We start from the raw sequence: 26,448 nt of genomic DNA, 5'->3' as shown, positions 1-26,448 counted from the left end.
AAAAGAGCCGATCCCCATCGGGAACGTCAAAGGGCGGAAGAAAGCTGTGGGAATAGAGCATATTCCTTGGGTTCACGCGGCAAAGCTACTGTTTTTTACTAGACCGTATGATAGAATAATAGTTAATTACATTAAATTGGAACTTTGAGGTGGATTTCCATGGTATCCAAAAGCTCGGTTACAAAAGCGGCATCCGCAGCGGCTGTGATGTCCGTTATTGCCGTGCCTTCCGCCGTAATGGCTGCTCCGGCTGTTGTGCTGCATCCAATTCAAGATATGACGATTGCACAAGGAACGGAAACAACGATTTATTTGAACGACTATTTAAGCAATCTCAGCTCATACAAGGTCACTTCACAATCCGTCAGCGGCGTTGTCTATGCCACTTATTCCTATTCGGCCCAGAATCCGTTGAGTCTGCGGGGCGACCAGGTAGGCTCCTCTATGGTGACGATATCCGACGACTCCGGCAAGCTGGAGGAATTCAAGGTTCACGTATTGGACGCAGGGGCGGATAAGCGGATCGATATCGGAGATGTCACGAAGTATATTGCGGCGCATACTTCCGAAGTGACGCAGGCTGCCGATGTCAGAACGCTGTTGAACGGGATTGAGCCTCTATATAAAACCGGTTCCGTTGAAACGACGTATACTATCAAGGTTCCCGATAATATCACCATGCCGTTTACCGTTCAGCTGACTCCCATGTTTGCGGACATTGCGGCAAATCATTTTGAGATCACGCAAGCACCCGGCAACGGTCTGATAGCGACGATAGCTGATAATGAAAGCACGAATGCCAGCATTGTATTCAGCGGAACGGCTGCCGATACCGTGCTCAAGCTGAAGGGGACCAACATGGCTACGGGAGCTTCCAGGGAAGTGACCGTTCAAGTTCATGTTCAAGTTAACCATAATCCGGTGCCTGTCATCATCGGTCTGCCGGACCCTATCCAATGGAAGATAGGATGGTCGGAACCCCAATCCGTGTCCATGGCCGCCTACTTCACAACGGAGCCGGGTTCTCCATTAAAATTTTCATTAAAAAAACCGGAATACATAGATGCGGCCATTGATGAAAATGACGGGACATTAATGATTTATAACGTGAATCCGGCATCATTCCTGCCTAACCCGCCAATCCTCCAGATAACGGCGACGAATACATATAACAACAGCGCAACGATTAACCTCCCGGTTGTGATAGAATATCCGGCTCCGAAGGTTATGGGCAGCCCGGACCCTGTACAGTGGTTTATGAGTGTAACTGAATTTAAAACGGTGAATGTATCCGAGTATTTCTGGGATACAACGGGAGAGGTTCCAAGCTTAACCTACAGCATTGAAAGCATGTCGCCCTCTATCACAGCCTCCATCAATAAGGGCTCCGGCAAGCTGGTGATTCAAGGAATGCAGGCAGTGACGGATGGCTCCGAAATGATTCAGGTGAAGGCCACGAACAAATTTGGTAAAAGTGCGTTGTTAAATATCAAGGTGGACGTACTGTCCTCCTATACACTTCATTGGTATAAGGATGACCCGCAAAATTATCCGAATCCTTATGCCGTGCAGCTATCGTCGATCTTTGATGGTACAGGCGCAACGGATTTCGAGTTGGCTTCGCTGCCGGAGGGCAGCCATATGACGGTCGCCATTGAAGGGAACCATACGGATCAAGCGCAGCTCGTCTTTGGCGAGACGATAGGGGATGCGCAGTTTACCGTCACTGGCAGAAACCCTGCCAACGGCACGTCCAAGAAAATTAACATTCGTTTCGTGACGGATTATGCTGCGCCGACGGTCAAGAGCTATGACGGCGACAAAATAAGCGTTACCAACGGCATGATGGAAGGAGAAGGGCAACGGGTTTATTTATATAAGTACTTTAGTGACGACAGCGGTTTGCTAAGCTATACGGTAGAGGAGGACGCCAGTACTGCGGGTGAAGTCTATACATGGATATATGGCGGGGAAGGCCCGTCCATAGAGTTTTATGGAGCGAATTATCCTGAGAATGTGACCACTTCTGCTGTTGTCAAAATAAAAGGAATGAACCGTTACGGGAAAAGCGCCGTTCTTGAAGTGCCTGTGACGATAGAGGCAGCACCGGCACCGGCGGTGACCGAGGTGCCAGGGCCGAACTCCTATACGGATGGGCTTTTGAGTAAGCGGTTTGAGTTCCTGCGCTTGGGTTCCTACTTTAGCGGCAGCAGGTTAGAACTACAGCTTGAGAATAAAGATGAGCTGTATACGAACTATCATGCTTCCGCTTCAATGGACGGACAGGACCTTTTTGTGGACATTTCAGCCCCATTAGGCAACACGGAAACCGTTACCTTCTTCGTAAAGGTAAGAGCTACGGACAGCTTCAACCGGTCGGTGGTTATGGAAATTCCGATCACCGTGCTACCGAATGCGGCTCCGATAGTGGATCCCAATGGAATCGATACGATTTATCTCGATGATCAAGGCGGGCAGACGAGCCTCATCGATTTGGATCTGCTGAGTCTTTTCTATGATGCCGATGTGAAGACGGATTCCACCAAAGGAGACAGTGACAAGTTAAGCTATACCTCCGTAGAAGCGGCGGGATCTCTGAGCGCCAGCATTACATCCGACCATTACTTAGCTCTAAGCGGCTCCAGCATCGATACGGGTTCAAATGTGAAGGTTTCGGCCCAGGACAGGGCAGGGCATGTCATCAGCAAAATGCTATCTGTTAAGCCGTCACCGTTAGGCGACTACAATGTCCATCACGTAAATTATAACCAAGTGATGACAGTATTGTACCCGGATTCGATACTTCCGCCTGTGACAGACGATAAGGCAAAAGCCATTTATTTGGTAGATTTGAACAACCCGAATCCGAATATTATCTATAATGCCTTCTACAATTCTAATTACAATTATGTAAACATCATGAACGGCAGCTCATTAAACTATCCGGCGACTATCAACCTGCATTATGTGAACAAGGTGGATCATACACTCACCTTGGACGTCTTTCCTATCATTCCAACCGTATAGTATAGTCACCGCGGGATAGATGAGGTCAACTTAAGGTTGGCCTTTTTCTATTCAGCTCGTTAAGGAAGCTTTGTGTAAAAGGAGGTCCGAGCCGGCATGGAGGAGAACCGGAATAGCCATCAAGCGATCAAGGAAGCGCTGCAGCAGCAAGATTATCGGCTGGCTGAGCGATTAGCCAAGGCTCAGCTGGAAGAAGACCCGTGGGATGCGCAGGTTTGGGCATCCTTGGGCGAAGCGTTACTGCATCGCGGGTATGGGGAGGCCGCCCGCAAGGTCTTCGACCGCGCATGGCTGCTAGACCCCGAGGCCGGATGGATGCAGAGCGTCCGGTCCGAGCTGAGCAAGCGGGAGGCAGGAGCGGAGCGCTACGACATTGAGCTGCTGCTGCTAACGAAGCCGGTAAGGCTTAGCGCTGCGGTTATTGCTCGCAATGAGCAAGAAACCATAGAGAAATGTATCCGAAGCGTATCGAATGTCGTGGACGAAATCATTGTGATCGATTACGGCTCGACGGACCGGACTGTGGATATCGTAAGGAAGCTTCCTCGGGTGAAGCTCGTGCAGGCGGATTGGCACGGGAGTTATGCGCGGGTTCGCAACGAAGCGCATGCTCATGCAACAGGGGATTGGATAGTGTGGCTGGAAGCGAACGAGATGCTGCATCCGGACGATGCCCGACCTATTCGGGATGCGGCGTGCTTGTTCTCGCGGATCAATATGCCTGTGGCTCTCGATTTGGTTCTGCTTCAGAGAAAAAACGGAGCCTTGCTTCAGACCTTCGCCAGATCGCGGATGTACCCTCTAGGGAGGGGACTTTCCTTCGAAGGCAAGGTCTATGAGGTTTTGAAGCTTGGAGCAACGGATGACACGCAGCTTCCCCTACTTAGACGAAAGATTAGAGTCAGATTACAATCCATATCGAGTCCCGGGCATGAGGGAGAGAAGGCGGGAATCCGCCTGGAGCTTTTGCAGGGGATGCTGCAGGAGCAGCCGGATGATCCTGTGTGGCTATTGCGCTGCGGTCAGGAGCTTGCAGTGCAGAGCCGTTGGGAAGAAGCTCTGTATTATGCAAAGGAAGCAGACAGAATAGGTAAGACCTTGAATGATTTCCCGGAGCGGCTTGAGCTGGCCGCCCTTGAGGTGCGCCTTCTGGTGGAGTTGAAGCGTTGGGAGGAGGCGGAACGGGCCGCTATGATTGCTCTGGTTTCATTTCCAGACTACCCCGACTTCTCCTATTATCTCAGCCAAATTCATATGCGAATGGCGGAAGAACGGTATCGGGAAGCCGAGCGGAGCTTGAATCTTGCGATGCAGGGCTTCGCTACCTATCGGGGGCCGGATCCGGCCGATCACGATATTGCGGACTGGCGGCGGCGTTATATGATGGCCGAGCTCGCACTGGATAGAGGGGAGCTGGCGGTGGCGGATGATGAATACCGGAAGCTGCTGAAGGTATTTCCTGAATGGGAAGAGCTTAAGCGAAGGCGCGAAGCGATACAGCTGGAAAAGGACGCGCTGGAGAACATGGAGCCAAGGGGGACTAGGAATGGATGAAGCTGTTCATTGGGCTGAACAGATCGTACAAAGCATGAACAACCAGGACCTCGATAGGGCTGAACGTCTGTCGGTCCGTTATGTCCAAGCTTGTCCCGAAGTGGCGCAAGGCTGGGTCCTCCTCGGCCAAACCTTGCTGGAGCGGCAGCAGGGGGCTATGGCACAGATGGCTTTTCAGCGAGCGTGGCTTCTCGATCCGGAGGCGAATTGGGTTCAAGCGGCGCATGCCGCTCTAGGGCGGTCCGAACCTGGTCTGGTAAGACAAGATATGCTCGAGCTGTTGAAGGTCAAGCGGGTGACGGTAACGGCGGCCATTATGGTCCGAAATGAAGAACGATGCATAGAAAGATGCCTCCACAGCCTGATTGGAGCCGTTGATGAGATTGTGGTGATGGACACCGGATCAACGGATCGTACCTTAGACATCGTAAGAAAGTTTCCTGAGGTGAAGCTGTATGAGACGGAATGGAGGGACAGCTTCTCGCAGGTGCGCAACGAGATGCTTTCGCTGCTGACCAGCGATTGGGTGCTCTGGGTGGACGCGGATGAAGTCCTGCATCGGGACGATGCGCGGCATGTACGTGAAATCGCCGGCCTATTCGACGACTCCGAGCTCCCGGTCATCCTGCAGGTATGGATGGTGAATCAATATGGGGCCCATTACCAACAGGACTTTTCGCAGTCGCGGATGTTTTCCCTTCGCCACGGCCTTCGGTATTTCGGCCGAATTCATGAGCAGCTTGCGCCGCAGGGCGGGCTGGAGGAGCGGGTGAAGACGATCAGCCGCAAAGCAAGAATCCGCTTGATTCACGACGGCTATGATCCGGTTATTTGGCAAGGCCGGCTCAAAAACGAGCGTTCCATGAAGCTCCTGAAGCTCATGGTAGAGGAGGAGCCCTTGAATCCGTCGGGCTGGTTCTTCTATGGCAGGGAATGCTTCAACAACGGGGATTACGACCGTGCTATGGACTGCCTGCAGGAGGCGGAACGGCTGGCGCCGGCGGCCCCCGGCTTCACTGCCATAGGGATGGTGCAGCTGTATAGAGCCAAAATCCATTTATTGCGTCAGGAATGGGGGGAAGCATCGAGGCTATGCAAAGAGCTATTGCGGCAAGCCCCGGACTATCCCGACGCGCATTATTATTTGGCGCAGGCGCAGGCAGGTCAGGCGAGGGAGCTCGTTCGGCAAGCCCAAAAGGACATGGTGGCTTATCATGAATCGATAGCCGCCTATCATGGAACAGAGCCCCCGGATCCGGAGGTAAAGGCTTGGAGGGCAGGGCTTCTAATGGCCGAGCTGGCCGTGCGCGGCGGCAAATTGGCCGAGGCCAGGAAGCTCCTGGAGCATTATACGCATCGGTATCCTGAAGTCGGTCCCTTACGAATGGCATTGCAGCAGATGGAAGGGAAAATCATCCGCTTGATGGGCGACAATACGGCAATATCGAATAGGAGCGAGTAGAGCCGTTCCATAACAGGAAGCGTTGGATAAAAGGCTTAAATCCTGATTTATGGCTTTTCCGCAGAATCCTGGCAAAGCCAGACAGCATCACGCGGATTTATACTTCCTCATGCTCGTCCGGGAGTAAGGTAAGCCCGCAGGAGGGGCATGATTTCGTGATGGAGGTGACCCGGAAACCGCATGCCGGACAAGCTTCATCCAAGACTTCGGCCGCATGCTGATACTGCAGAGCCGGTTCGTCCGGAAAAAAGCTTTGAACGGGCTGTCCGTCAATTTCTATCACCTGCAGCTCCTCGGTAAGCATCCAGATTATGTTCCCGTAGCGGTCGCTTACGGCGGCCAATGGAATTTCCGCGGACTCTTCATGGGGAAATAAGCTCCCGCCAAGGACGCTTGGCAGCATAGCTTTATAGGCTCCATATCCGGTACCGACCAGAACGTAGGTCTTGCCGCTTTCCTTATGTCTGACAACCGTTGCCAATAGGATCACCTCTTTTACCGTTAGGAATAGATCTCAGTCCAGGCCGAGGCGCACTAACAGCTCCTCAGGCTCCTGAAGCTGCTCGAATTCCTTGAACTTTTCGTTACGGGGTGCGAACCATGCTGCCCGGTAGGGCTTCATACCTGCCTCCGCCGCGCCTTCCAGCTCCTGGGAGCCGCCGTCACCGACGAACACCGATTCCTCGGGCCGCACCTGCAAGCGGGTACAGGCTAATTCATATATCTGGGCATCCGGTTTGGCATATCCCGTCTGATAAGAAAAGATCACTTCATCAAAGTACGAAGCCAGCCCGCTGCTTTCCCATGCGCGAACCTCCTCTTCCGTACAATTGCTGATAAGTCCCAGACGAAGGTCGTTGGCTTTTAATCTTTTTAACATGTAAATAATATGAGGGGAAATATCCTGAAAGGGTATGGATTTGGCATACAGCCTTGAAGAATAGAGCTTTTGGATATGGGCTTCATCCAGGGACTTGCCTTTGCCCTGCCACATATCGCGGAGAACCGAAGGGTAGTCGGGGAAGGTGCCGTTCATTCTCTGTTCCTGACGTACGCGCCATTCCTCATCGTATTCCCGCCTGCTTAAGCCCCACTGCTCATCCAGCTCGTTAATACGCGGCACTTTGCGTGCCCCGTCGGCAAACTCGGTAATCAAGGTTTCGAACAAATCGAACATAACCGCTTTCATGGCTGCAGCTCTCCCTCTTATTGTAAAATGGTGTTGCGGATGGAATCGTTCAGACGCTGGATATGGCCTCGGGGAGCTGCTCCAGAAACTGCCGGACTTCCCGGGGGGTTCGCAGAATATAGATCGTTTTGTGACCGGTTAATGCGCTTAGCTTGTTCAACAGGGCAGGGCGGCTTCTCTGTCTGTAGCTCCATACCCATTTTATGAATTTCAAATCGAGCCGTTCGGGGCAGCCTTCGGCTAAATCGGGCCGCGTTTTGCCGCGATACATCATTCTTCGTTTGATAATCCGATAGACGCAAAGATGCCGCGGCATGTCGAGAAATATAATCGTATCGGCCGCCGCTAAACGTATATCCATCGTCCTGCCGTAGTTGCCGTCAATGATCCACGTGTCCTTACCGACCAGCTGCCTCATAAGCGCGTCCCATTCCTCCTTGGGGGTAGCTACCCAGCCGGGGCGCCAGTTCAGCGCGTCCAGATGATAGACGGGAAGCCCGGTCCGCTCGCTTAATTGTCTCGAAAATGTTGATTTACCCGAACCGCCGGAGCCTATAACAACCACTTTATTCATCGTCAGGGTTCTCCGTTTCTATGGATTTTTCATGCAAATCGGTTCCAAATCCTTATATGCATCGATAAGCCAGGGATGAATGACCTTCAATCGATCCCGTTGATTCCATAAGTGCTCGATATAAACGAAGGCGGCATGTTCCAGGGAGGTATCGAGCGCCGACAGCAGCTTGTCCAAATAGGGAGGCGTTCCCGGCTGATCCCATTCGATTTTGTCCGCTACAAACACAATCAAGTCCATTCGGGTTGGATTCGCTTTCAAAGTTGTATGACATTCTATAGCATCCAATATTGGTACATCGTGAATTTGAAAAAGATCTTGGGCAATGACGCGGGAGATTTTCTGGTGGATGATCATGGGGAAGGCCGCTTCCTCGGGCATAATATCGATTCCGAGCGCTTCGGCTGTACGGATTCTTTCACTGTTAGGAAAGATTGCGCTAATATCGTGCAGTAGTCCCGCCTTCCTGGCTGCTTCGGGAAGGCCGCCGAATGCTACGGCTAGTCGTTCGGCTTCACGGCCCACCCGCACGCTGTGCTCAGCGGTTTTGGGACAGTGGTGCATATGCAGCAGGCGGCTTACGTCGGCTTCGAGGCAGGCCGAGAATGTCATGGATTGTTGAATGGCATCGAGCAGAGGATGAACGGACATGACATTTCCCTCCTTATGGAGAACTATCCCCATCGTACCATATTATGGATGAGATGCCCATATCCGAATAGAAAATAGCGAGGCAGGATGAACGTGAATGAAACCTTTAGCTTTTACCTGATTTGTTCATCAGAGACTTGGGTTGTTTTCGGGGCTTTCAGCTTAAAGGAAGCGAAGATGCAGTAGCGAGCGCTGTCCGCCCGCACCGTGCCTCGGCTGTGTTCTGCAGAGAAGCACGATGCGGGAGGGAGGAGATCAGACGTCCCCTTCCTGGTTTTGGGAAGCTGTGTTTTGTACGATTTGGGCAAGAACCGTGAGCTGCTGCTGCATGAGCTGCGAAATCTGGCCGAAGTGCTGCTCCAACTGCTGTTGATTGACCTGCATCTGCTGCTTGATGGATTCGGCGGCAAGAACCAGAGCTTTCTGCGATTGGTTCAAATCGGTCAGAATTTGCTGCGTTTGCTGCTGATTAGACTCCAACTGAACCTGGATCCGCTCTGCCGTCGTTCCCAAAGCTCCTTGATCTTGGGCCAGCCGCTCGAGCCTTTGTGCCGTTTGGACATGGTTCTCCTGGACGCGAGCGCCGATCCGGGAAGTTTCTTGCACCAGCCCGGATTGCATTTGCTCCAAACGGGATAGGGCGGGAGGAGCTTCCTGCCGGTTCACCTGGATTTGAGCCCGTATCTGCTCGATTCCGTTGGCCAGTATCGACCTCGTTTGAGCGATTTCCTCGAAGGCCTGTGGAAGCTGCTGCTGATTCAGCTGCACTTGCTCTCTGAGCTGAGTGAGTCCGCTGACCAGCTCCGTTCTCGTGCCAGTAATGGCTTTCGTGGTTGCTTCCTGCTGCCTCAGCAGGCGCCGGCCGGTTCGCGTCTGACTTCTTTGCTGCTGCAGCGAATCGCGAAGCAGTCTGCGGGTTGATCTTATTGCCATGAACGACACCTCCTTGTAAATCTGTTTATAGTGTAGTGGCCGTGCCGGGAGATGGTATGGGTAAAATGGAAAACAATTGCGATGCCTCGTCCTCTATACTATAGAAAAAATCCCCCTTGCCGAAGTGGGCGAGGGGGATACTTAAAATTTCGATAGATTATTGACCGCCGGTTGGAGATTTCCGTTCCACAAGCATCGTAAGACTAAGCAGGCTGATAATGATTGTGGCCCCCATATCGGATAAAATGGCGAACCACAGAGTCAGCATCCCGGGAATCGTGAGCAGCAGCGCAGCGAGCTTAAGCCCCATCGCGATCGTAATGTTGATGGCGATGATCCGGTTCGTGCTGCGGGCTATGGCGATGGCATCGGGCAGCTTGCCGAGGTGATCCTGCATCAGCACGATATCCGCCGTCTCAATGGCGCTGTCCGTGCCTTTGCCCATCGCAATTCCCAGCTCGGCGGTGGCGAGAGCCGGGGCGTCGTTGATTCCGTCGCCAACCATAGCGACCCGTCCGCCTCGTCCGAGCTCACGGATTTTCTCAACCTTATCCTCCGGCAGCAGGCCTCCGTAGAAGGAGGTGACACCGACGGCGCGGGCAACCTTCTCCGCCGTTTGCGGATGATCACCCGTCAGCATAACCGTGCGGCGAATGCCGCGGCGATGCAGCGAGGCGACCACGCCTGCGCTTTCCGGACGAACCTCGTCGGCGATGCCGAAGAGCCCGAGAACCGCTTCCTGGTCTGCAACCAGAACCAATGTCAGACCGCTTGCCTTGAAGCGGGCAATATCCTCCTTTACAGCCTCCGGCAGAGCAAGATGGCTGACGCTCGCTTCATTGCCCAAGGAGTAGCGCTTGCCGCCAAGCACCGCGCGAATCCCGACGCCGGAAGCGGCGACAACTTCCTCGGGCTGCTCGGCCTGGATGCCGCGCTTCGCGGTTTCGCGCAAAATCGCTTTGGCCAGCGGATGGGTGGACGACTGCTCGATGCTTGCCGCGACGCGGTAAAAGCGTTGTTCGTCAGCATCGTACACGGCTGTTTGCTCCACATGCGGCTCTCCCAGGGTGAGCGTTCCCGTTTTGTCAAAGGCGATCGTATCGATACGGCCCAGCTCCTCCAGGAACACGCCGCCCTTGACAAGAATGCCGTGCCGCGCGTTGCGTGTAATTCCGGCAACGATGGCAATAGGGGAAGCCAGGATCAAAGCGCAAGGACAGCCGACGATCAGTACGGCAAGCCCTTGGTACAGCCACTCCTTCCAATCGCCTTGGAGGAAGAGGGGAGGGAAGACGGCGACGATCAGAGCAATGATCATGATGGCTGGAGTATAGTATTTGGCAAAACGATTGATAAACAGCTCGGTTGGCGTCTTGGTTTCCTGTGCCTCCTGCACCAAATGAAGAATACGGGCAAGAGACGAATCCTCATAAGCCTTTTCTATAAGAATGTGCAAAACGCCGTCGTGGTTAATGCTGCCGCCAAACACCGGGTCCCCCGGCACCTTCTCCAAGGGAAGCGACTCCCCGGTAATTGCGGCTTCGTTGACGGAGCTCGTGCCTTCAAGCACGCGGCCGTCGGAAGGGATCTTCTCTCCCGCCCGGACCAGCACGATGTCTCCTGCCTCGAGCGACTCGATAGGCACGGAGGCTTCCTTACCGTCCTGTATCCGTACCGCTTGCTTAGGCGCTACCTGCAGCAAGGTTTCCATGGAACGACGCGCTTTCTCCATTCCGATGCCTTCGAGCAGCTCGTTGATCCCGAACAGGATGGCCACCATGGTCGCTTCTTTCCATTCGCCGATACTTACAGCGCCAATCAAGGCTATCGTCATCAAGGTGTCCATATTGAACCGAAGCTTGACCAGACGCTTGAGTCCTTTAATGAAGGTGCTGTAGCCGCTCAGCAGGATGGCGCCAAGATAAAGAAGGATGCTTACGAAGCCCGGAATCCGGTCCTCAAGCAGCAGTGCGGCTCCATATAAAACAGCGGAAACGACCAGCTGCTTGATCATGGAAGATCCGCCATGGGAGTGGGAATGGTCGTGCCCGTGATCATCGTGCTCATGGGCATGATCGTGAGCATGCCGGTGGTCATGTCCATGCTCATGAGAGTGATCATGCGCATGGCTGGAAGCTCCGTCGTTCCCGGAGGAAATGTGCGGAACAGTCCGGGCAGTCGCATCTCCATACTCCACGGCATCGGAATCGGCATGATGGCCGCGGGAGTGATGATGCTCCGTGCCGCAGTCCGTGCATGCGTGTTCTACCGCAGCGCTGACCTGCTCTCGGCTTTCCTCAAGACGCTCGTTATGACTCCGCACCCGCTGAGTCACTTTGCCGGCAGCCGCCGGTTTAACGGAACGCGGGGCCAGCGAATCGATAAATGCGCCGTCGGAGCGCAATATTTTTTGAACTTCGGGTAAGGATACATTAGGATCGATCTTCAGCTTGCCGCTATTATAATTGAGTGTTGCGTTTTGTCCGTGCTCGAGCTGCTGAATCTGCTCCTCCATCTCACGGGCACAGTTCGCGCAGCTTAATCCTTTGACTCTGTATTCCAGCATGGCTATTCCCTCATTTCGCGCTTGTCTCCGGTCTGTCTCCATCCCGGAATTAATCAGCCCAGCTAATCGTGGTTGGCGTGGTGAATCGCTTCACTGAGCAGATCCATCACGTGCTCGTCATCATGTGAATAATATAAAGTGGTACCGGCTCTTCTGAACTTCACCAGACGCAGGTTTTTCAAGAAGCGGAGCTGGTGGGATACGGTCGATTGAAGCAGCGAGAGCTCGTCGGCAATTTCATTGACCGAGCATTCTTTTTGTGACAGCAGGTATAGAATGCGTATCCGTGTTGTATCGGATAAAGCCTTGAACGTTTGAGATACCATAAACAAAGTTTCTTCATCCAAGGAACGGACTGAAACATCCGGCCCTTGAGGGCGGTCCATAGATTCCATAGAATACCTCCATAAAATGAACGTATGAATATATGAGTATATGTTCATATAGTATTCTATAAGGATGTTTTTGTCAACGACAAATGTCCTTATTGTCGAAATAGGGATGTTAACGCAGATAGGAATAGGATGTGCTTTTTGGCGCCGGAACATGAAAAAAACAGGAAACGTCTGAACCATTCATCCTCTGGATGCAGCGGTTCAGACGTTTTTTGGCATTTCAATGGGGTTAATGTCCGGTGCTCCCCGCAAAGTAATGGAATAAGCTTCGAAGCAGGTCTCCGCTTGTCGGGAGCTATACGGTGCCGCGGAACATTTTGGGCGATACGCCGACGATTTTTTTGAATAGGCGGGAGAAATAAAATACGTCCTGATAGCCCAGAGAGGAAGCGATTTCCTTTAACGATTGATCCGTGTTAAGAAGAATATTTTTGGCTTCCGCCATCTTCAGGCGGTGAACATACTCATTCAGCGGATAGCCCGTATATTTGCTGACGATTCGCCGGAGCGTAGGAAACGAGATGTGATGCCGTTCGCATAATTCGGCAGGATCAAAGGGCCGGTAAATATAGTCGGTTACCGCTTCGATCAATTTGAGCGCATTTTCGGCCTTTGTGACTTTGGGGACGGATTCGGAGCTAAGGGCGAACTCCAGCAGCATCGCCTCTACGGCTAATGCGGCCCGGTCGATATTACTCGGAATGCCGCTTTCCATCAGCATAAAAATACGGTTGATTCGCGTCAGCTGCTCTTCCTCCGTCTGCTTGACTTTGCCGGGCTCTATAAGACCGGATTGAAGCCATTCTTGAATCCGCGGTCCTTCGATCGTGAAATAATGCTCATCCCAGTGCTCGTTCTCCCCAGGTCCATAATGAAATACGGCTCCCGGGTACAGCAGGAAGAAGCTGCCCTGCTTGACCTTCTGCTTGTCCCCGTCATTCACCTGATAGGTTCCCGAGCCTCCGGAAATATAGACGATCGCCCAGTAGGTGAACCTGGCCTGGCTCCGATAATGGATCCGCGCCGGGATATGGCCTACGTTGATCACTCGGAGCGCTTGTACCTTCAATATGCTTTTATCCACCGTCAGGTCAACGATCCGAATTGGCTGCCGACTGATCTTATAGTCCATGTAACTGATCATCGCTTACATTCCTTCTTTGCAGGATACGTGATAATTTGAGTATATAGTGCATTCAACATTAGCTCAACGATCAAAACCGACTAAGGGAGGATGGATGGAAATTGAACAAGCTGAACATAGGAATTATCGGGGCTGGCTCCATCTCGGATTTGCATTTTCAGGCTTATCAAAAGCTGGGAGAGGCCGTTCAAATTGCCGCTGTGTGTGATCTTAACCGGGCTAGAGCGCAGGAGAAGGCGGACAAATACGGGGCGGTGCATGTGTATGAGGATTATCATGAATTGCTGGCGAATCCGTCCATCGATGCCGTTAGCATCTGCACCTGGAACAATACTCATGCGGAGATCAGTATTGCCGCGCTGAAGGCAGGCAAGCATGTGCTGGTTGAGAAGCCGCTATGCCGCACAGTGGAGGAAGCGTTGAACGTACAGCAGGCGGTCCGCGAATCCGGCAAGGTGCTTCAGGTCGGCTTTGTCCGCCGATATGACGCCAATGCGCAGCTAATGAAACGGTTTGCAGACAGCGGGGAGTTCGGCGACATTTATTATGCCAAAGCCTCTTGCATACGCCGGTTGGGCAATCCGGGCGGATGGTTCGCTGACAAGGAGCGTTCCGGCGGCGGACCGTTGATTGATATCGGCGTCCATGTTATCGATATTTGCTGGTATTTGATGGGGAGACCCAAAGTCGTTTCCGTCAGCGGGAACACGTATCGCAGACTGGGAAACCGCGGCAATGTGAAGAACCTGTCTTTCTATAAAGCAGCCGATTATGACGCCAGCCAGAACACTGTAGAAGATATGGCTAATGCGATCATCCGTTTTGAGAATGGCGCCTCCCTTATGGTCGATGTCAGCTTCACGCTGCATGCGAAGCAGGATGAAACAGTCGTCAAGCTATTCGGGGAAAAGGGCGGATTCGAGCTGGAGCCTGCATTGGCGCTGGTTTCAGAGAAGCACGATACCATTCTGAACATTACGCCGCAAACGGATCAAAAGGGGCTTAACGTCACTGCGGCCTTCCAAAATGAAATCCGCTGCTTCATCGAGAGCTGCACGACAGGGGCGGAGCCGATCAGTCCTGTAGAGGACGGCGTGGAGCTGATGAAAATATTATGCGGTATTTACGAATCGGCCGAAACGGGCCGCGAGGTCCGCTACGAATAACCTGCCAAGGAGGGTCAAGATCACATGAAGCTAGGATTAAGCTCATATAGTTTGGTACGTGCCATCAAATCTCAACAGTTGGATATTCTCGGGGCGATAGATTGGATCGCTGATAATGGCGGGGAACATGTGGAGATTGTCCCTATCGGGTTCAATCTGACGGAGAATCCGGAGCTGATCGATGCGATTCGTGACAAGGCGGCAGCTGTCGGAATCGATATATCCAATTATGCGATCGGGGCGAATTTCATTACCGACACCCGGGAGCAGTATGAGAACGAGATTGAGCGGGTCAAGCGCGAGGTCGATATAGCGCATCGTCTTGGGGTCAAACGGATGAGGCACGATGTGGCTTCGCGCAAGGACACTTCCATGCTCCGCTTCCAGGAGGACCTGGAGCTTCTCGCATCGGCCTGCCGGCAAATTGCCGATTATGCGGCCCAGTTCGATATTGTAACCAGTGTCGAAAATCATGGCTACTATATTCAAGCAAGCGACAGGGTTCAAGCGTTGATCCATGCGGTGGACCGTCCGAATTTCCGGACGACGCTCGACGTAGGCAATTTTATGTGTGCGGATGAGAACTCCGTTGCAGCCGTGAAAAAGAACATTGCCTATGCTTCTATGGTTCACGTCAAGGATTTCTATCTTCGTCCGGCGGCTTTGAATCCGGGTACGGGATGGTTCCCGACAGCAAGCGGCAATCATCTTCGGGGAGCGATTGTCGGTCATGGCGATATCGATATGCGCCAGGTCATCAGCATTATTAAGCATTCCGGCTACGACGGCTATATTTCCGTAGAATTCGAGGGTATGGAGGATTGCTTTACCGGCTCCAAGCTGGGCTTGGAAACGGTTCGAAGACTATGGGATGAAGTATAACCGTCCCCGTGTCGTCGTCGTGCGATGAATGTTTTTATAAAAAGAGGGCTCAGCCTTGTTCCGGCTTTGGAACAGACTGGACCCTCTTTTTATTCCGTGGCTGGAAACTATAAGCTTAGTGCTATGGCGAATATTTCTTTCGCCACTGCTCCAGCCAGTCCGTATAGCTGAGCCCCGTCAATTCCTCCAGTGTTCTGCCATCCAATGAGTAGACAGCTCCAGCCGCATCCATTTCCGGAAAGGAATACCCGCCGATCACTTTGCCCTCCGACATCATGATGAAGACATTTGTCTTCTTCTTATAAATCCGTTCCAGAGGATGATGCTTGACGGTAAAACGGTAAATCGTGATTTGCTGTCCGAAATACTTATCAGGCTCCTCCTGTTGTACCGCCCACATTTGCCTGAAGGGAGTCGATTCCGGGCTGCCGTACAGCAGGCTTCTGTCCAACTGATAGCTGTAGATGGGACCGCCGCTTGAGGTGATGGTATAGCCCTGCGACTTCACGAATTCCTTGGCTGCAAGCTGATCTCCGCTTGCTTCCGGACCCTCGCCGCAGCCAGCAAGGAGAAGGAGCAGCAATCCGAGGAGCAATCCTATCCAAGCGCGTCTTCCCATAAGCAGGACCCTCCTTGAGTACTCGTTTGGTTCTGCTAGGATTGACGCGCCAGGTGCAGGGAAAGTTGCAAGCAGTCCCCTTATTCCAGCCGAAGCTGCATTCCAGTTTCCGCAAGGGCAACACAGGACGGAAGCCCGTAATCGCGCAGCACATCGACGCCATGGGACATATGCGTGAATAGAGTCCGTACAGGCTGAACCTCTTCAAGCAGCAACAGCGCTTCCTCCATATCATAGACAGAGCGGGTAGGCAGCGCGGCTTCTTCTTTATAGAAGTTGGTTCCCAGCACAAGCAGCTGAAGTCCGTGCAGGGGAGCTTTTTCTTCCTCATTCAAGTTAATCGCATCGGAGCAATACACCCAGCTATAGGGGGCAGAGCCGGTACGGGTGAATTTGTAGGCATAGGAATAGCCGTTCTTGCCGTGGCAAACCTTCCAGGGCACAATGTCCCAGTTCTCCCATGTCAGACCGTTCATGCAATCCTGCATTTCGAGATGGCGTTCGAGCCACGGGAACTGCTGAGCAATGGTCTCAAGGACATCGCCGGGGGCATAGAGATGACCCTTGCGTCCCAGCCAGCGGCAGGCGTCGGCCCATTCAGGAAGACCGGCGATATGGTCAAAGTGAGCATGTGTAATCAGCACATGCTCGATAAATCGTTTGTCGAGACGCTCCATCTGCGTTCTCCAATCCGGTCCGCAGTCGATCAGCAGCTCGTGTCCGCCTGCACTCAGCATTGCCGAAGAACGAAAGCGCCGGTTGCGGCCTATCGTTCTCGCTTCCATGCAGATATCGCAAGAGCAGTAAACTCGGGGAACGCCCATCGAGTCGCCAGTGCCCCAGAATGTCAATATGTCGTTCATGTTCTGCATCTCCCGGTTACGGTATCATTTGCTTTCAAGCATAGCAGGAATTTTTTCGTACAACAAGAAGCCTCTACATACCGTGGTATTCCGCCCTTGCGGATTTACCCCTGGGACTGGCTTTCAATGTGCCTAGAGTGTCAGACCAAAGCGCTTCAGCTCGATAAAGATACTTTCCAGCTGCTTGCCTTTTTCCGTAAGGGTATACTCCACTCTCGGAGGGACCTCGGGATATACCGTACGGGTCAGGATGCCGTACTCCTCCAATTCCTTAAGCCGAAGAGACAGCGTCTTCGGACTGATGCCGTCGAGACATTTTAACAAATCGCTAAACCGCATCGTGCCTTCAATCAGCAGATCCCGAAGGATCAAGAAGGTCCATTTGGTTCCGATCATATCGATGACTTTGGCAATGGGGCATACTTCGTCCGGCGTGCCTTTGGTTAATGTCAGCGGCTCCCGGTTATCCATAACATCACCAGTCCTTTACTTAAGCTTGAATTTTTCCAACCATAGCACAAAACTAACTTTTCGGAAACTATATGACAATAATATCACTACTTCCTTAAATAAATTTGATGCATATATAATTAACTCGGGAAACAATAAGACAAGACAAAGGACTAAAGGAGAGAACAAAATGGCTCATTTATTTTCTGAATTTACTTTCAAAGGCTTGAAGCTGAAAAATCGCATCGTCATGCCTCCCATGTGTCAGTATTCGGTAGAAGCTAAAGATGGAAAGCCTAATGACTGGCACTTTGTACATTATACCTCCAGGGCGGTCGGCGGCGCGGGGCTCATTATTATCGAAATGACGGATGTAGATCCGGACGGCCGTATTACCGATTATGATCTTGGGTTATGGTCGGATGACCAGATTCCCGCCTTCCGGCGAATGATCGAGGAAATCCACAAGTACGACGCCAAAGTCGCAATACAGATTGCCCACGCGGGCCGCAAGGCGGAGGATGCTGCTGTTCCGGTAGGCCCCTCCGAGATTCCGTTCAATTCCCAGTTCAAAAAGCCTCGCGCGCTTACTACAGAGGAAGTCCGGCAGATGGTAGTGAAGTTTAAGGAAGCGGCTGTGAGGGCTATTGAAGCGGGTGTCGACACGATTGAGCTGCACGGGGCACATGGCTATCTGATTCATCAGTTTCATTCTCCAGCCATTAACGACAGGGAGGATGAATACGGCCAGGACCTGGCCCGTTTTGGAGTGGAGGTCATTCAGGCCGTGAAGAGTGTCATGCCTGAGCAGATGCCGCTAATCCTTAGAATTTCCGCTTTGGAATATATGGATGGAGGCTATGATCTGGATCATGGCATCGAAATGTGCAGGCGCTATAAGGAAGCCGGCGTAGATGTGTTCCATGTGAGCAGCGGGGGCGAAGGTCCTGTAGGGGCCGCAAGGAAGCCGGGCAATTATCCGGGGTATCAGGTTCCTTTTGCACGGGCTGTTAAGCAGGCTTTAGATGTACCGGTCATTGCCGTCGGTATGCTGGAAGATGCCAGCTTGGCTGAAGCGACTGTGGCCAATGGTGACGCTGATTTGGTAGCCGTAGCCCGCGGCATGCTGCGCGATCCTTATTGGGCGACCCATGCGATTCAAGAGGTATCCGGGCAGATCCACGCGCCTAAGCAGTATTCAAGAGCTTATTAAAAAAAGGGCCAGGGTAGACCGGTTCTACAGGCCATGTTTACTCCGTCATGAAACTCATTGCAGCCTATTTCTTCGGGGGGCAAGCATCCATTTTTCGTCATCCGACATAGTCTATTGTGAAACTACAAGGAAAAGAGAAGGATGGGATGACATGAGTAAAAATAAACGTTCATATCAATGGCCAAGTCAAGGCGGATGGTCGGGTCAAGGCGGACACTGGGGCGGCGGTCAAGGCGGCTATTGGCCAGGTCAAGGCGGATACTGGGGCGGCGGTCAAGGCGGCTATTGGCCAGGCCAAGGCGGCTATTGGGGCGGCCATGACGGTCATTGGGGAGGCCAAGGCGGTCACTGGGGCGGTCAAGGAGGCCACTGGGGAGGCCAAGGCGGTCATTGGGGCGGTCAAAGCGGTCATTGGGGAGGCCAAGGCGGCTATGGCGGCCACGGAGGACACGGAGGTCAATGGGGAGGACATAGCAGTCAAGGGCACCGTTCTGGTCAGGATCGCAACAACAAAAAGTAAGCTTCCATTAAGCATGGCAGCCTAGACTCTGTGTGAAGGTTTCAGTCATCAGCATCGATAACAACTATTAGGTAACTTCTAGCAAAAAATGTAGACTCTACCGCTTGATTGTGGTAATCTATTAACAATAATCCGGAAGCACCGGTCGAAGAAGCCTGTCAGCGGCATACCGCAGACGGGTTTTTTTGCTGTTCTGCTTCAATGGGGTTCGACCGCGCGTAATCAAATAGAGGGAGCAGCTTATGCGAGCGTGTCGTTTCCAGAGTTAACCCAAAGATTGATGAAAACGATTACACTTTGCTGTCCGGGAAAGTTTGCGAGTTCGCCACTATGCATTTCTGACATTTTGCGTTACATTTGAAAGCAGGGGCAGTGATCAAGAAACGGACGGCCGCCGTGATCCTTTTCTTTTGAAATATGCAAAATTAGGTATACTGAAAACGAGCAGCTCGTATCACTACCCAAGGGAGTGACCGGATGGAGTCAACGAATCGACAGGATGATATTTCACAACTATGTTTGCTGGCCGGCAAAATTATGCTGCAAAGCGGCGGTGAGACCTACCGGGTGGAGGACACGATGATTCGTATCGCGGCGGCGCTCGGAGTGGACAACTCCCACAGCTATGTAACCCCTACCGGCATTTTTTTCTCGATTGACGGAACCGAGCCGATGACCCGGCTGATCCGCATCATGGAACGCTCCACCGACCTGCGCAAGGTGACCTTGGTTAACGATATCTCGCGTAAGATCAGTGCCGGGGAGTTAACCGCCTCGGAGGCGTATGAGAAGCTTCAGGATATTGACGCTGCCAAAATTGCATATCCCGTATGGGTCCAGGTGATCGCAGCGGCTCTGGCCAGCGGCTGCTTCTTGATCATGTTCCAGGGCATATGGCCGGATGTGCTGCCCGCCGTTATTTCGGGAGGCTTCGGATTTGCCTTTCTCGTACAGATTCAGCGGTGGATCGAAATCAAGTTTTTTGCGGAATTTTTATCGTCACTAATGATCGGTGCTCTATCGTCTTACTTTGTTAAGCTGGGGATCGGTCATCAGCTGGATACGATTATTATCGGGTCTGTAATGCCTCTCGTACCCGGGCTGCTCATCACGAATGCCGTCCGCGATCTAATGGCGGGGCATCTCGTCTCAGGCATGTCCAAAGGAGCGGAAGCCTTTTTGACGGCATCGGCTATCGGTGCAGGCATTGCTCTCGTCATTTCCTTTCACTAGCCAAGCCGGTTCAGCGGCGGCCTTTGTAACGGAGCAGGATAACCGTATAACTTCCGCCGGAATCGGCTGCGCATTATCACAGAACGTCGACAGATATTGAATCACAGGAGGCTTCTCAACTTGGTCATCGAGCAGCTGGCAACCAGCTTCATCGCTTCCGCCGCCTTTGGCATTCTATTTAACGTACCGAGACGCAACTTGCTGCAATGCGGCTTTGTAGGCATGATTGGATGGCTGCTGTACATCCTGTCCATGAGATTATCCGCCAATCCGATCGTTTCGAGTCTGGCCGCTGCATTTGTCGTTACGGTGCTCAGCCAATTGCTAGCCAAAATATATAAGACCCCTATTATCATTTTTAGTGTTTCCGGCATTATTCCTTTGGTTCCCGGAGGGCTTGCTTATGATGCGATGCGCAACATTGTCGAGAACCAGTATGATGTCGCGGTTCAGCTTGCCGCCAAGGCGTTTATGATCTCGGGAGCGATAGCGATCGGGCTCATTTTCTCGGAGGTCATTAATCAAGTCATTCGAAAGTCAAGGCTGTGAGCCGAAAGGCCTGATGATTCAGGCTGCGTCATGGGATGGATGATGAGGAGGAATTCGGAGATGAAGATAGACACAATTACCCTTCAAGGAACGGCCGAATGGAATGAGGATGCGCTCGTCCGTCATGAACGGCTGCAAATGTACGGCGTCCTCGACGGAGCTACTTCGCTGCGGCCTTATCGGGGACCCCGGCAAGAGACCGGAGGTTATCTTGCTTCCCGCCTGATCCGGGGCTATCTGGAATCGCTCGAAGAGAAGGAGATGCCGGAGGATAGCCTGAAGCCTTTAGTCTTGCAGGCGAATGCTCTGTTGAGAAGCAGCATGCTGGAGGCAGGCATCGACGTGACAGACAAAACCGCTTTATGGACCAGCGGTCTGGCTCTTATTCGTATTCACGATGCCTACATCGATTATGCACAGGCAGGCGATTGCATGATCGCCGCTGTCTATAAGGACGGGTCGGTGCGGACGCTGTCCCGTGACCAGGTTGCGCATGTCGATCAATTATCCAAACGCAGTCTGGAGGAGGGAATCCGGCAGGGCGTTACGACACGGGAGCAGCTGCTGGAGCTGGTAAGGCCCATTCTGTTGGCCAATAAAGCCCGAATGAACACCCTGCAGGGGTATTCCGTTCTGAGCGGCGAGCCGGAGCTTGCCGATTTCCTGGAGTACGGGCGTATTAACCGCAGTCAGCTTAAGGCGGTGCTGCTTGTGACCGACGGATTGTTCCCTCTTGCAGAGCCCTCAGTGAAGGAGGACACTTCTTATGATGCTGTCAGGGAACTTGTGAAGCGCATTTCCGATGAATCGTTAGCGGGATACGCCGAGAGGCTGATCCGGCAGGAGCAGGAGGACTCGGACTGTTTGAAATACCCGAGGTTTAAGGTATCGGACGACAAGACGGGCATTTGGATTCAATTTGAATGAAAAGTGTAAAATGCTGCCATACTTTTTATTAATCGATGGACACGTTGCATCTTCGAGATATTTGGATTACAATGAAACCGGATTCAATGAACTATATTATTTAACCTTTGGATAATAACTTACTTGGAGTGCACGAAAGGGGAAAGCAAGATGACGGAAACGGTACGAGTGGAAAAAGATTTCTTAGGCTCTAAGGAAGTGCCCATCGATGCGTACTATGGCATCCAAACCCTGAGGGCTGTAGAGAACTTCCCTATTACGGGTTACCGGATTCATGAGGAATTAATTAAGGCTATGGCGATTGTAAAAAAATCAGCGGCTACCGCCAACATGGAAATCGGGCGTCTCCAGCCGGGCTTGGCCGAAGCCATCGTCAAAGCTGCAGATGAGATCATTGAAGGCAAATGGCATGATCAGTTCATCGTCGATCCTATTCAGGGCGGCGCAGGAACATCGATCAACATGAACGCCAACGAAATTATCGCCAACCGGGCGATTGAGCTGATGGGAGGAACCAAAGGCGATTATTTCAAGGTCAGCCCGAACTCCCATGTGAATATGGCGCAATCCACCAATGATGCTTTCCCTACGGCAATTCATATTTCGGTATTGTCGTTAATGGATAAATTGCTGGTAACTGCCAAGGAGCTGCAGGGCGCATTTGCTGCCAAGGCTGCAGAATTCGACAGCGTGATTAAAATGGGGCGTACCCACTTACAGGATGGGGTGCCTATTCGGCTTGGGCAGGAATTCGCCGCTTACGCCAGGGTGCTGGAACGCGATATCAAGCGGATTCAGCAAAGCCGGGCTCATTTGTATGAGGTGAATATGGGAGCGACAGCTGTAGGGACCGGCCTGAACGCAGATCCTCGCTACATCAAACGCGTCGTCGAGCTGCTTGCGCAGTGGAGCGGCTTCCCGCTTAAAAACGCGGAGGATCTTGTCGATGCCACACAAAATACGGATGCTTATACTGAGGTATCGGCTGCGCTAAAAGTGTGCATGATCAATATGTCCAAAGTGGCCAACGACCTTCGTCTGATGGCTTCCGGACCGCGCGCCGGGTTGTACGAAATCAAGCTTCCGGCCCGTCAGCCGGGCTCCTCGATCATGCCGGGTAAAGTCAATCCGGTGATGTGCGAGGTCGTCAACCAGGTGGCATTCCAGGTGATTGGTAACGACCATACGATCTGCCTCGCATCGGAAGCAGGCCAACTGGAGCTGAATGTCATGGAGCCGGTGCTGGTCTTCAACCTGCTGCAATCGATCAGCATTATGAACCAGGCGTTCAAGGTGTTCAAAATTCACTGCGTTGACGGTATCGAAGCCAATGTCGAGCAGTGCAAAGCCTATGTTGATCGCAGCATTGGGATCATTACCGCATTGAACCCTCATCTTGGCTATGAGGTGGCGGCCCGCATCGCCCGTGAAGCGACGTTGACGGGGAAATCGGTTCGCGAGCTGTGTCTGGTGTACAATGTGCTGACAGAAGAGGAGCTTGATCTGATTCTGGATCCTTACGAAATGACGCATCCGGGCATTGCCGGCGCTTCCTTGCTTGATAAATAAGGACAAGCTTATATGGAAAGAAGGCCCCCATCCCGGGGCACGGGCTGTCGAGAAGCCATATCGCACCGAAAAATGTGAATGGTGATAGGTGGGGTATCTCCTGTAGGAGCGATAGCGGTCGCCTTTGTTCTTGGAAAATTACCGCTATATAGCGATTATAATCAACATTTCCCGAGAACAACAGCGGCCGGAAGGGGATACCCCACCGGGGTACCAAGGCAATTTTTCAGATTTTCAGGTTTCTCAACATATTAGCCCCCATCCCGGGGGCTTTTTATATTGCACGATTTGCTTGGCGTCTATAACGCCCCGGAACGCCTCTAAAGCGAATGTATGATTTCTTACGCTTTCCCGCATGCTAAGAAAAACATTGCAAAGGGGCGTTTTTGCCATGATTTTAAGCACGACACCGACCATTCAAGGCAAAGAAATCGTACAATATATCTCCATCGTAACAGGTGAAGCCATTATGGGGGCGAATATCGTTCGAGATATTTTCGCGTCGATTACCGATATTGTAGGCGGCCGGTCGGGAGCTTATGAGAGCAAACTGAAGGACGCCCGCGACATTGCTTTTAACGAGATGGAGTCACAAGCGGCAAGGATGGGAGCTAACGGAATCGTAGGTATCGATATCGATTATGAGGTAATCCGTGAAGGAATGCTGATGGTAGCGGTAAGCGGTACGGCGGTTCGTGTGGAGTAAACAACGGCAAAAAAAACAGGCAGCCTACCTACAATAGCGGTAAGCTGCCTTTACATCGTTATAAGGAACGAAACGGCTAAATAACGGTAACGTCTTGTGCCCATTAAAGATCGATGAGACTTTGCACCAATAAGATAGGCAATGCGGCAATAGCGATAAAGCTGTAAAAGAAGCCTTGCAAGAAAGAAATAAAAAGTTTCATGATGATCCCTCCAATGAAGTAAGTATGTGAACATTATATGCCTGCGCTCTTGGAGAAATCTTAAAGAAACCTTAGAACTACATAAAATTTTCAGAAAATTGTAACAAGTTGTATATTTCTTAAATAAAAAAAGCTGCCCGTTTGACCAGCTTTCCCCTTCAGCAGGAATAAAATCCGGAGTACGGTATCGCAGGAATCGTATATCTTGGCAGCCTCTGGTTGGGGTCCTCCATCTTTGATTCTGCGGGCGATTTGGGAGCTTGCGGGGCAGTGGAGGGAGAGAGTGCAGGCGAAGCTGCGGCTGGGAGGGGACCGGCCTCATGCTCCAGGTACATTTTGTAGCAAAACATGGTATCCATGCGCGGAATATTGACGACGGAGCCGGGAACGATTTCGTTGCTTGCCGGAAGATGGGCGTTCACCGCCTCGAGAATGGGATGCGGTACGTTATAGGCTTTGGCTAATGATGACATGGTGTCTCCGGCTTGGCAGTGATGCTGGGCAAACAGCTTGACGCTGTGCTCTCCTCCTTCCTCGCCTCTGACATACGGAAAGAAGAACGGGGACACGAAGAAGAATGGAAGAAAGCGGCGCCTCGGGAAAAAGAATGGATTGAAAAACGGTGGCTGCTGGAAAAAGCCTCTCTGCGGAAATCCGAAGGCTTGGTGATTCATAGACGGGTACCTCCGTATACTAACAAATGGTCTTCTGCTTGTATTGTATGGAGGCTGGGCGCGCATGGTGACTGCCTCAGCATGCAAACCTGTTAGAAAAAGATAAAGAAAACTAATGATATTCATGCCAATAGCTAAAATTTACTTAATGCCCCTTTGCCATAATACACCTATAGCAGCAGACAAGGGGTAAAGGGGGAACAGGAGTATGGCAAAAATCCTAGTGGTGGATGATGCGGCATTTATGCGGATGGTACTGAAAAACATGCTGACTGAGGAAGGTCATGAGGTGATCGCCGAAGCAGCCAACGGGGTGGAGGCGGTACAGGCTTATACAAGCCTCAGGCCGGATTTGGTTACCATGGATATCACGATGCCGGAGCTGGATGGCGTAGGGGCTCTGAAGGAAATACGGAAGGTCGATTCGGGGGCCAAAATTATTATGTGCTCGGCTATGGGACAGAAGGCCATGGTGGTGGAAGCCATTACAGCGGGCGCCAAAGATTTCATCGTGAAGCCGTTCCAGAAGGAACGGGTAATGGAGTCGGTTCATAAAGTGTTAGGCATCTAATCTATCATAGAGGAAGGGGAACCTCCATGCGGCCAATGAGCCCAGATGGGGGTTTTTCATGATGCAGCAAAAAAGCATCCGCGTACGTTCGACGTGGATGCTTTCGATTTGGAATGGAGCCCGCTACCCGAGCCCCGGGACTGTGGCGCCTTCAGAAGGGCCGTAAGTCTGTCCGGCCGAAACGAGAGGCTCTCCGTTCTTATAATAAAGCATGGGATTCAGAATCACGAAAAAGAGGTGGACCTGCTCATAGCCGAAATCCTTGAGCAGCCGGCTCAGCTTCGCGGCGACGGCATCGTGTACCTCCTGCTTTCGCGGAAACATGAGGATCTCGACGCTAAGCGAAACCTGCGTGATAGCCTCGCTCAGCAGCAATTCGATCTTTACCTTTTCCTTGGCGATGCTGACAATTTGGGCAAAATCCTCAACAACTTGAGGAGCTATCGATCTAAGAAAATCACTGGGAAAACCTTTAAAACGTAAATAAGGCATGGTGTATGTCTCCCTTATATTACAATAGATATGGGGCGCAATGCGGATGCAGGGCCCTATTATTCCACAATGGGCGATAAACAAACCTTGCTTATGCAGCAAGGTTTGCTAAAGCACAACTTTAAGGTCGCTTATCTTCGAAAGACCTCACAAGAGGTGTTCTCCAAATACTAGAATAGATAAATTTGGGGGCTCTCAGCAAAGTACCTGAATCGGTTTCCAAGCCAATGATGCGTTTTACGAGGGTATCCCCTGTTAGCTTGTACATTTTTAGTGCGCAGTAAGACGAGCCGTTCTATTGATTATATGTACATTTT

At 52.0% G+C, this 26,448-nt stretch carries 26 protein-coding genes; 13 read left to right on the top strand and 13 right to left on the bottom strand.

Annotated features, from left to right (window positions below; all coding sequences use genetic code 11):
* Positions 1-159 precede the first annotated feature (159 nt).
* The 3 genes from B1728_RS32405 (at position 160) to B1728_RS32395 (ending at position 6,043) form a co-directional block, all read left to right on the top strand.
* Complete coding sequence (locus B1728_RS32405) at positions 160-3,027, top strand: hypothetical protein (protein WP_079914575.1); 2,868 nt, start codon at positions 160-162, stop codon at positions 3,025-3,027.
* Between the two features lie 96 nt (positions 3,028-3,123).
* On the top strand, positions 3,124-4,581 hold the full coding sequence (locus tag B1728_RS32400) for a glycosyltransferase (protein ID WP_079914574.1): 1,458 nt from the start codon (positions 3,124-3,126) through the stop codon (positions 4,579-4,581).
* Complete coding sequence (locus B1728_RS32395; RefSeq protein WP_079914573.1) at positions 4,574-6,043, top strand: glycosyltransferase; 1,470 nt, start codon at positions 4,574-4,576, stop codon at positions 6,041-6,043. The genes B1728_RS32400 and B1728_RS32395 overlap by 8 nt, the downstream gene beginning before the upstream one ends.
* 97 nt (positions 6,044-6,140) lie before the next feature.
* Here B1728_RS32395 and B1728_RS32390 read toward each other — a convergent pair whose 3' ends face one another.
* The 8 genes from B1728_RS32390 to B1728_RS32355 all read right to left on the bottom strand — a co-directional run bounded on the left by B1728_RS32390 (position 6,141) and on the right by B1728_RS32355 (position 13,495).
* Positions 6,141-6,524, bottom strand: coding sequence for a hypothetical protein (locus tag B1728_RS32390; protein ID WP_079914572.1), 384 nt, complete (start codon positions 6,522-6,524; stop codon positions 6,141-6,143).
* Positions 6,525-6,557: 33 nt separating this feature from the next.
* On the bottom strand, positions 6,558-7,232 hold the full coding sequence (locus B1728_RS32385; RefSeq protein ID WP_079914571.1) for an HAD family hydrolase: 675 nt from the start codon (positions 7,230-7,232) through the stop codon (positions 6,558-6,560).
* Positions 7,233-7,281: 49 nt separating this feature from the next.
* Positions 7,282-7,806 (bottom strand): DNA topology modulation protein, encoded by a 525-nt coding sequence (locus tag B1728_RS32380; protein ID WP_079914570.1) that lies wholly within the window; start codon positions 7,804-7,806, stop codon positions 7,282-7,284.
* A gap of 18 nt (positions 7,807-7,824) precedes the next feature.
* The gene (yqeK, locus tag B1728_RS32375) at positions 7,825-8,457 is read right to left on the bottom strand and encodes a bis(5'-nucleosyl)-tetraphosphatase (symmetrical) YqeK (protein WP_256865604.1); all 633 of its coding nucleotides are present in this window, start codon (positions 8,455-8,457) and stop codon (positions 7,825-7,827) included.
* A gap of 255 nt (positions 8,458-8,712) precedes the next feature.
* On the bottom strand, positions 8,713-9,390 hold the full coding sequence (locus B1728_RS32370) for a coiled-coil domain-containing protein (protein WP_079914569.1): 678 nt from the start codon (positions 9,388-9,390) through the stop codon (positions 8,713-8,715).
* 157 nt (positions 9,391-9,547) lie between these two features.
* Positions 9,548-11,956: a heavy metal translocating P-type ATPase gene (locus tag B1728_RS32365; protein WP_144028086.1), complete on the bottom strand. Its 2,409-nt coding sequence runs from the start codon at positions 11,954-11,956 to the stop codon at positions 9,548-9,550.
* Positions 11,957-12,018: 62 nt separating this feature from the next.
* Positions 12,019-12,342, bottom strand: coding sequence for an ArsR/SmtB family transcription factor (locus B1728_RS32360; protein WP_144028090.1), 324 nt, complete (start codon positions 12,340-12,342; stop codon positions 12,019-12,021).
* A gap of 304 nt (positions 12,343-12,646) precedes the next feature.
* Positions 12,647-13,495, bottom strand: a complete 849-nt coding sequence (locus B1728_RS32355; protein ID WP_079914566.1) for an AraC family transcriptional regulator — start codon at positions 13,493-13,495, stop codon at positions 12,647-12,649.
* A 101-nt stretch (positions 13,496-13,596) separates the two neighbouring features.
* Here B1728_RS32355 and B1728_RS32350 point away from each other — a divergent pair, with 101 nt between their 5' ends.
* Both B1728_RS32350 and B1728_RS32345 read left to right on the top strand, forming a co-directional pair.
* Complete coding sequence (locus B1728_RS32350) at positions 13,597-14,661, top strand: Gfo/Idh/MocA family protein (RefSeq protein WP_079914565.1); 1,065 nt, start codon at positions 13,597-13,599, stop codon at positions 14,659-14,661.
* A gap of 24 nt (positions 14,662-14,685) precedes the next feature.
* Positions 14,686-15,543 (top strand): sugar phosphate isomerase/epimerase family protein, encoded by an 858-nt coding sequence (locus B1728_RS32345; protein ID WP_079914564.1) that lies wholly within the window; start codon positions 14,686-14,688, stop codon positions 15,541-15,543.
* Between the two features lie 121 nt (positions 15,544-15,664).
* Here B1728_RS32345 and B1728_RS37090 read toward each other — a convergent pair whose 3' ends face one another.
* From B1728_RS37090 to B1728_RS32330, 3 genes are all read right to left on the bottom strand, one after another.
* Entirely contained in the window at positions 15,665-16,162 is a 498-nt protein-coding gene (locus B1728_RS37090; RefSeq protein ID WP_079914563.1) for a hypothetical protein, read from the bottom strand.
* 80 nt (positions 16,163-16,242) lie between these two features.
* Positions 16,243-17,025: an MBL fold metallo-hydrolase gene (locus B1728_RS32335; protein WP_079914562.1), complete on the bottom strand. Its 783-nt coding sequence runs from the start codon at positions 17,023-17,025 to the stop codon at positions 16,243-16,245.
* A gap of 132 nt (positions 17,026-17,157) precedes the next feature.
* Positions 17,158-17,496, bottom strand: coding sequence for a winged helix-turn-helix transcriptional regulator (locus tag B1728_RS32330; protein ID WP_079914561.1), 339 nt, complete (start codon positions 17,494-17,496; stop codon positions 17,158-17,160).
* 169 nt (positions 17,497-17,665) lie between these two features.
* Here B1728_RS32330 and B1728_RS32325 point away from each other — a divergent pair, with 169 nt between their 5' ends.
* The 7 genes from B1728_RS32325 to B1728_RS32295 all read left to right on the top strand — a co-directional run bounded on the left by B1728_RS32325 (position 17,666) and on the right by B1728_RS32295 (position 24,192).
* Positions 17,666-18,688 (top strand): NADH:flavin oxidoreductase/NADH oxidase, encoded by a 1,023-nt coding sequence (locus B1728_RS32325; protein WP_079914560.1) that lies wholly within the window; start codon positions 17,666-17,668, stop codon positions 18,686-18,688.
* A 151-nt stretch (positions 18,689-18,839) separates the two neighbouring features.
* A complete protein-coding gene (locus tag B1728_RS32320; RefSeq protein WP_079914559.1) occupies positions 18,840-19,208 on the top strand; it encodes a hypothetical protein in 369 nt (122 codons plus the stop codon).
* Positions 19,209-19,685: 477 nt separating this feature from the next.
* Complete coding sequence (locus B1728_RS32315; RefSeq protein WP_079914558.1) at positions 19,686-20,441, top strand: threonine/serine exporter family protein; 756 nt, start codon at positions 19,686-19,688, stop codon at positions 20,439-20,441.
* A 120-nt stretch (positions 20,442-20,561) separates the two neighbouring features.
* Entirely contained in the window at positions 20,562-20,990 is a 429-nt protein-coding gene (locus B1728_RS32310) for a threonine/serine exporter family protein (protein ID WP_079914557.1), read from the top strand.
* Between the two features lie 60 nt (positions 20,991-21,050).
* Positions 21,051-21,917, top strand: coding sequence for a protein phosphatase 2C domain-containing protein (locus B1728_RS32305; protein WP_179136288.1), 867 nt, complete (start codon positions 21,051-21,053; stop codon positions 21,915-21,917).
* A 150-nt stretch (positions 21,918-22,067) separates the two neighbouring features.
* Positions 22,068-23,486, top strand: a complete 1,419-nt coding sequence (aspA, locus tag B1728_RS32300; protein WP_079914555.1) for an aspartate ammonia-lyase — start codon at positions 22,068-22,070, stop codon at positions 23,484-23,486.
* Positions 23,487-23,877: 391 nt separating this feature from the next.
* Positions 23,878-24,192: a heavy metal-binding domain-containing protein gene (locus tag B1728_RS32295; RefSeq protein ID WP_079914554.1), complete on the top strand. Its 315-nt coding sequence runs from the start codon at positions 23,878-23,880 to the stop codon at positions 24,190-24,192.
* 360 nt (positions 24,193-24,552) lie between these two features.
* Here B1728_RS32295 and B1728_RS35980 read toward each other — a convergent pair whose 3' ends face one another.
* Entirely contained in the window at positions 24,553-25,068 is a 516-nt protein-coding gene (locus tag B1728_RS35980; protein ID WP_179136287.1) for a LysM peptidoglycan-binding domain-containing protein, read from the bottom strand.
* Positions 25,069-25,276: 208 nt separating this feature from the next.
* Here B1728_RS35980 and B1728_RS32285 point away from each other — a divergent pair, with 208 nt between their 5' ends.
* Positions 25,277-25,639 (top strand): response regulator, encoded by a 363-nt coding sequence (locus tag B1728_RS32285; protein WP_079914553.1) that lies wholly within the window; start codon positions 25,277-25,279, stop codon positions 25,637-25,639.
* Between the two features lie 123 nt (positions 25,640-25,762).
* Here the strand turns inward: B1728_RS32285 and B1728_RS32280 are convergent, their stop codons facing one another.
* A complete protein-coding gene (locus B1728_RS32280) occupies positions 25,763-26,131 on the bottom strand; it encodes a DUF1904 family protein (RefSeq protein ID WP_079914552.1) in 369 nt (122 codons plus the stop codon).
* Positions 26,132-26,448 lie beyond the last annotated feature (317 nt).

This window comes from Paenibacillus sp. 32352 (assembly GCF_002042965.1).
In the GTDB taxonomy this organism is placed as follows: Bacteria; Bacillota; Bacilli; order Paenibacillales; family NBRC-103111; genus Paenibacillus_S; species Paenibacillus_S vulneris.
Note: the sequence above shows the minus strand (reverse complement) of the source record. Positions and strands in the feature narration are given on the sequence as shown.

Bases quoted from the DNA above. Each gene is read 5' to 3' on its own strand.
- B1728_RS32405 (WP_079914575.1), top strand. From the start codon at position 160: ATGGTATCCAAAAGCTCGGTTACAAAAGCGGCATCCGCAGCGGCTGTG.
- B1728_RS32400 (WP_079914574.1), top strand. From the start codon at position 3,124: ATGGAGGAGAACCGGAATAGCCATCAAGCGATCAAGGAAGCGCTGCAG.
- B1728_RS32395 (WP_079914573.1), top strand. From the start codon at position 4,574: ATGGATGAAGCTGTTCATTGGGCTGAACAGATCGTACAAAGCATGAAC.
- B1728_RS32385 (WP_079914571.1), bottom strand. From the start codon at position 7,232: ATGAAAGCGGTTATGTTCGATTTGTTCGAAACCTTGATTACCGAGTTT.
- B1728_RS32380 (WP_079914570.1), bottom strand. From the start codon at position 7,806: ATGAATAAAGTGGTTGTTATAGGCTCCGGCGGTTCGGGTAAATCAACA.
- yqeK (WP_256865604.1), bottom strand. From the start codon at position 8,457: ATGTCCGTTCATCCTCTGCTCGATGCCATTCAACAATCCATGACATTC.
- B1728_RS32370 (WP_079914569.1), bottom strand. From the start codon at position 9,390: ATGGCAATAAGATCAACCCGCAGACTGCTTCGCGATTCGCTGCAGCAG.
- B1728_RS32365 (WP_144028086.1), bottom strand. From the start codon at position 11,956: ATGCTGGAATACAGAGTCAAAGGATTAAGCTGCGCGAACTGTGCCCGT.
- B1728_RS32360 (WP_144028090.1), bottom strand. From the start codon at position 12,342: ATGGACCGCCCTCAAGGGCCGGATGTTTCAGTCCGTTCCTTGGATGAA.
- B1728_RS32355 (WP_079914566.1), bottom strand. From the start codon at position 13,495: ATGATCAGTTACATGGACTATAAGATCAGTCGGCAGCCAATTCGGATC.
- B1728_RS32345 (WP_079914564.1), top strand. From the start codon at position 14,686: ATGAAGCTAGGATTAAGCTCATATAGTTTGGTACGTGCCATCAAATCT.
- B1728_RS37090 (WP_079914563.1), bottom strand. From the start codon at position 16,162: ATGGGAAGACGCGCTTGGATAGGATTGCTCCTCGGATTGCTGCTCCTT.
- B1728_RS32335 (WP_079914562.1), bottom strand. From the start codon at position 17,025: ATGAACGACATATTGACATTCTGGGGCACTGGCGACTCGATGGGCGTT.
- B1728_RS32330 (WP_079914561.1), bottom strand. From the start codon at position 17,496: ATGGATAACCGGGAGCCGCTGACATTAACCAAAGGCACGCCGGACGAA.
- B1728_RS32325 (WP_079914560.1), top strand. From the start codon at position 17,666: ATGGCTCATTTATTTTCTGAATTTACTTTCAAAGGCTTGAAGCTGAAA.
- B1728_RS32320 (WP_079914559.1), top strand. From the start codon at position 18,840: ATGAGTAAAAATAAACGTTCATATCAATGGCCAAGTCAAGGCGGATGG.
- B1728_RS32315 (WP_079914558.1), top strand. From the start codon at position 19,686: ATGGAGTCAACGAATCGACAGGATGATATTTCACAACTATGTTTGCTG.
- B1728_RS32305 (WP_179136288.1), top strand. From the start codon at position 21,051: ATGAAGATAGACACAATTACCCTTCAAGGAACGGCCGAATGGAATGAG.
- aspA (WP_079914555.1), top strand. From the start codon at position 22,068: ATGACGGAAACGGTACGAGTGGAAAAAGATTTCTTAGGCTCTAAGGAA.
- B1728_RS32295 (WP_079914554.1), top strand. From the start codon at position 23,878: ATGATTTTAAGCACGACACCGACCATTCAAGGCAAAGAAATCGTACAA.
- B1728_RS35980 (WP_179136287.1), bottom strand. From the start codon at position 25,068: ATGAATCACCAAGCCTTCGGATTTCCGCAGAGAGGCTTTTTCCAGCAG.
- B1728_RS32285 (WP_079914553.1), top strand. From the start codon at position 25,277: ATGGCAAAAATCCTAGTGGTGGATGATGCGGCATTTATGCGGATGGTA.
- B1728_RS32280 (WP_079914552.1), bottom strand. From the start codon at position 26,131: ATGCCTTATTTACGTTTTAAAGGTTTTCCCAGTGATTTTCTTAGATCG.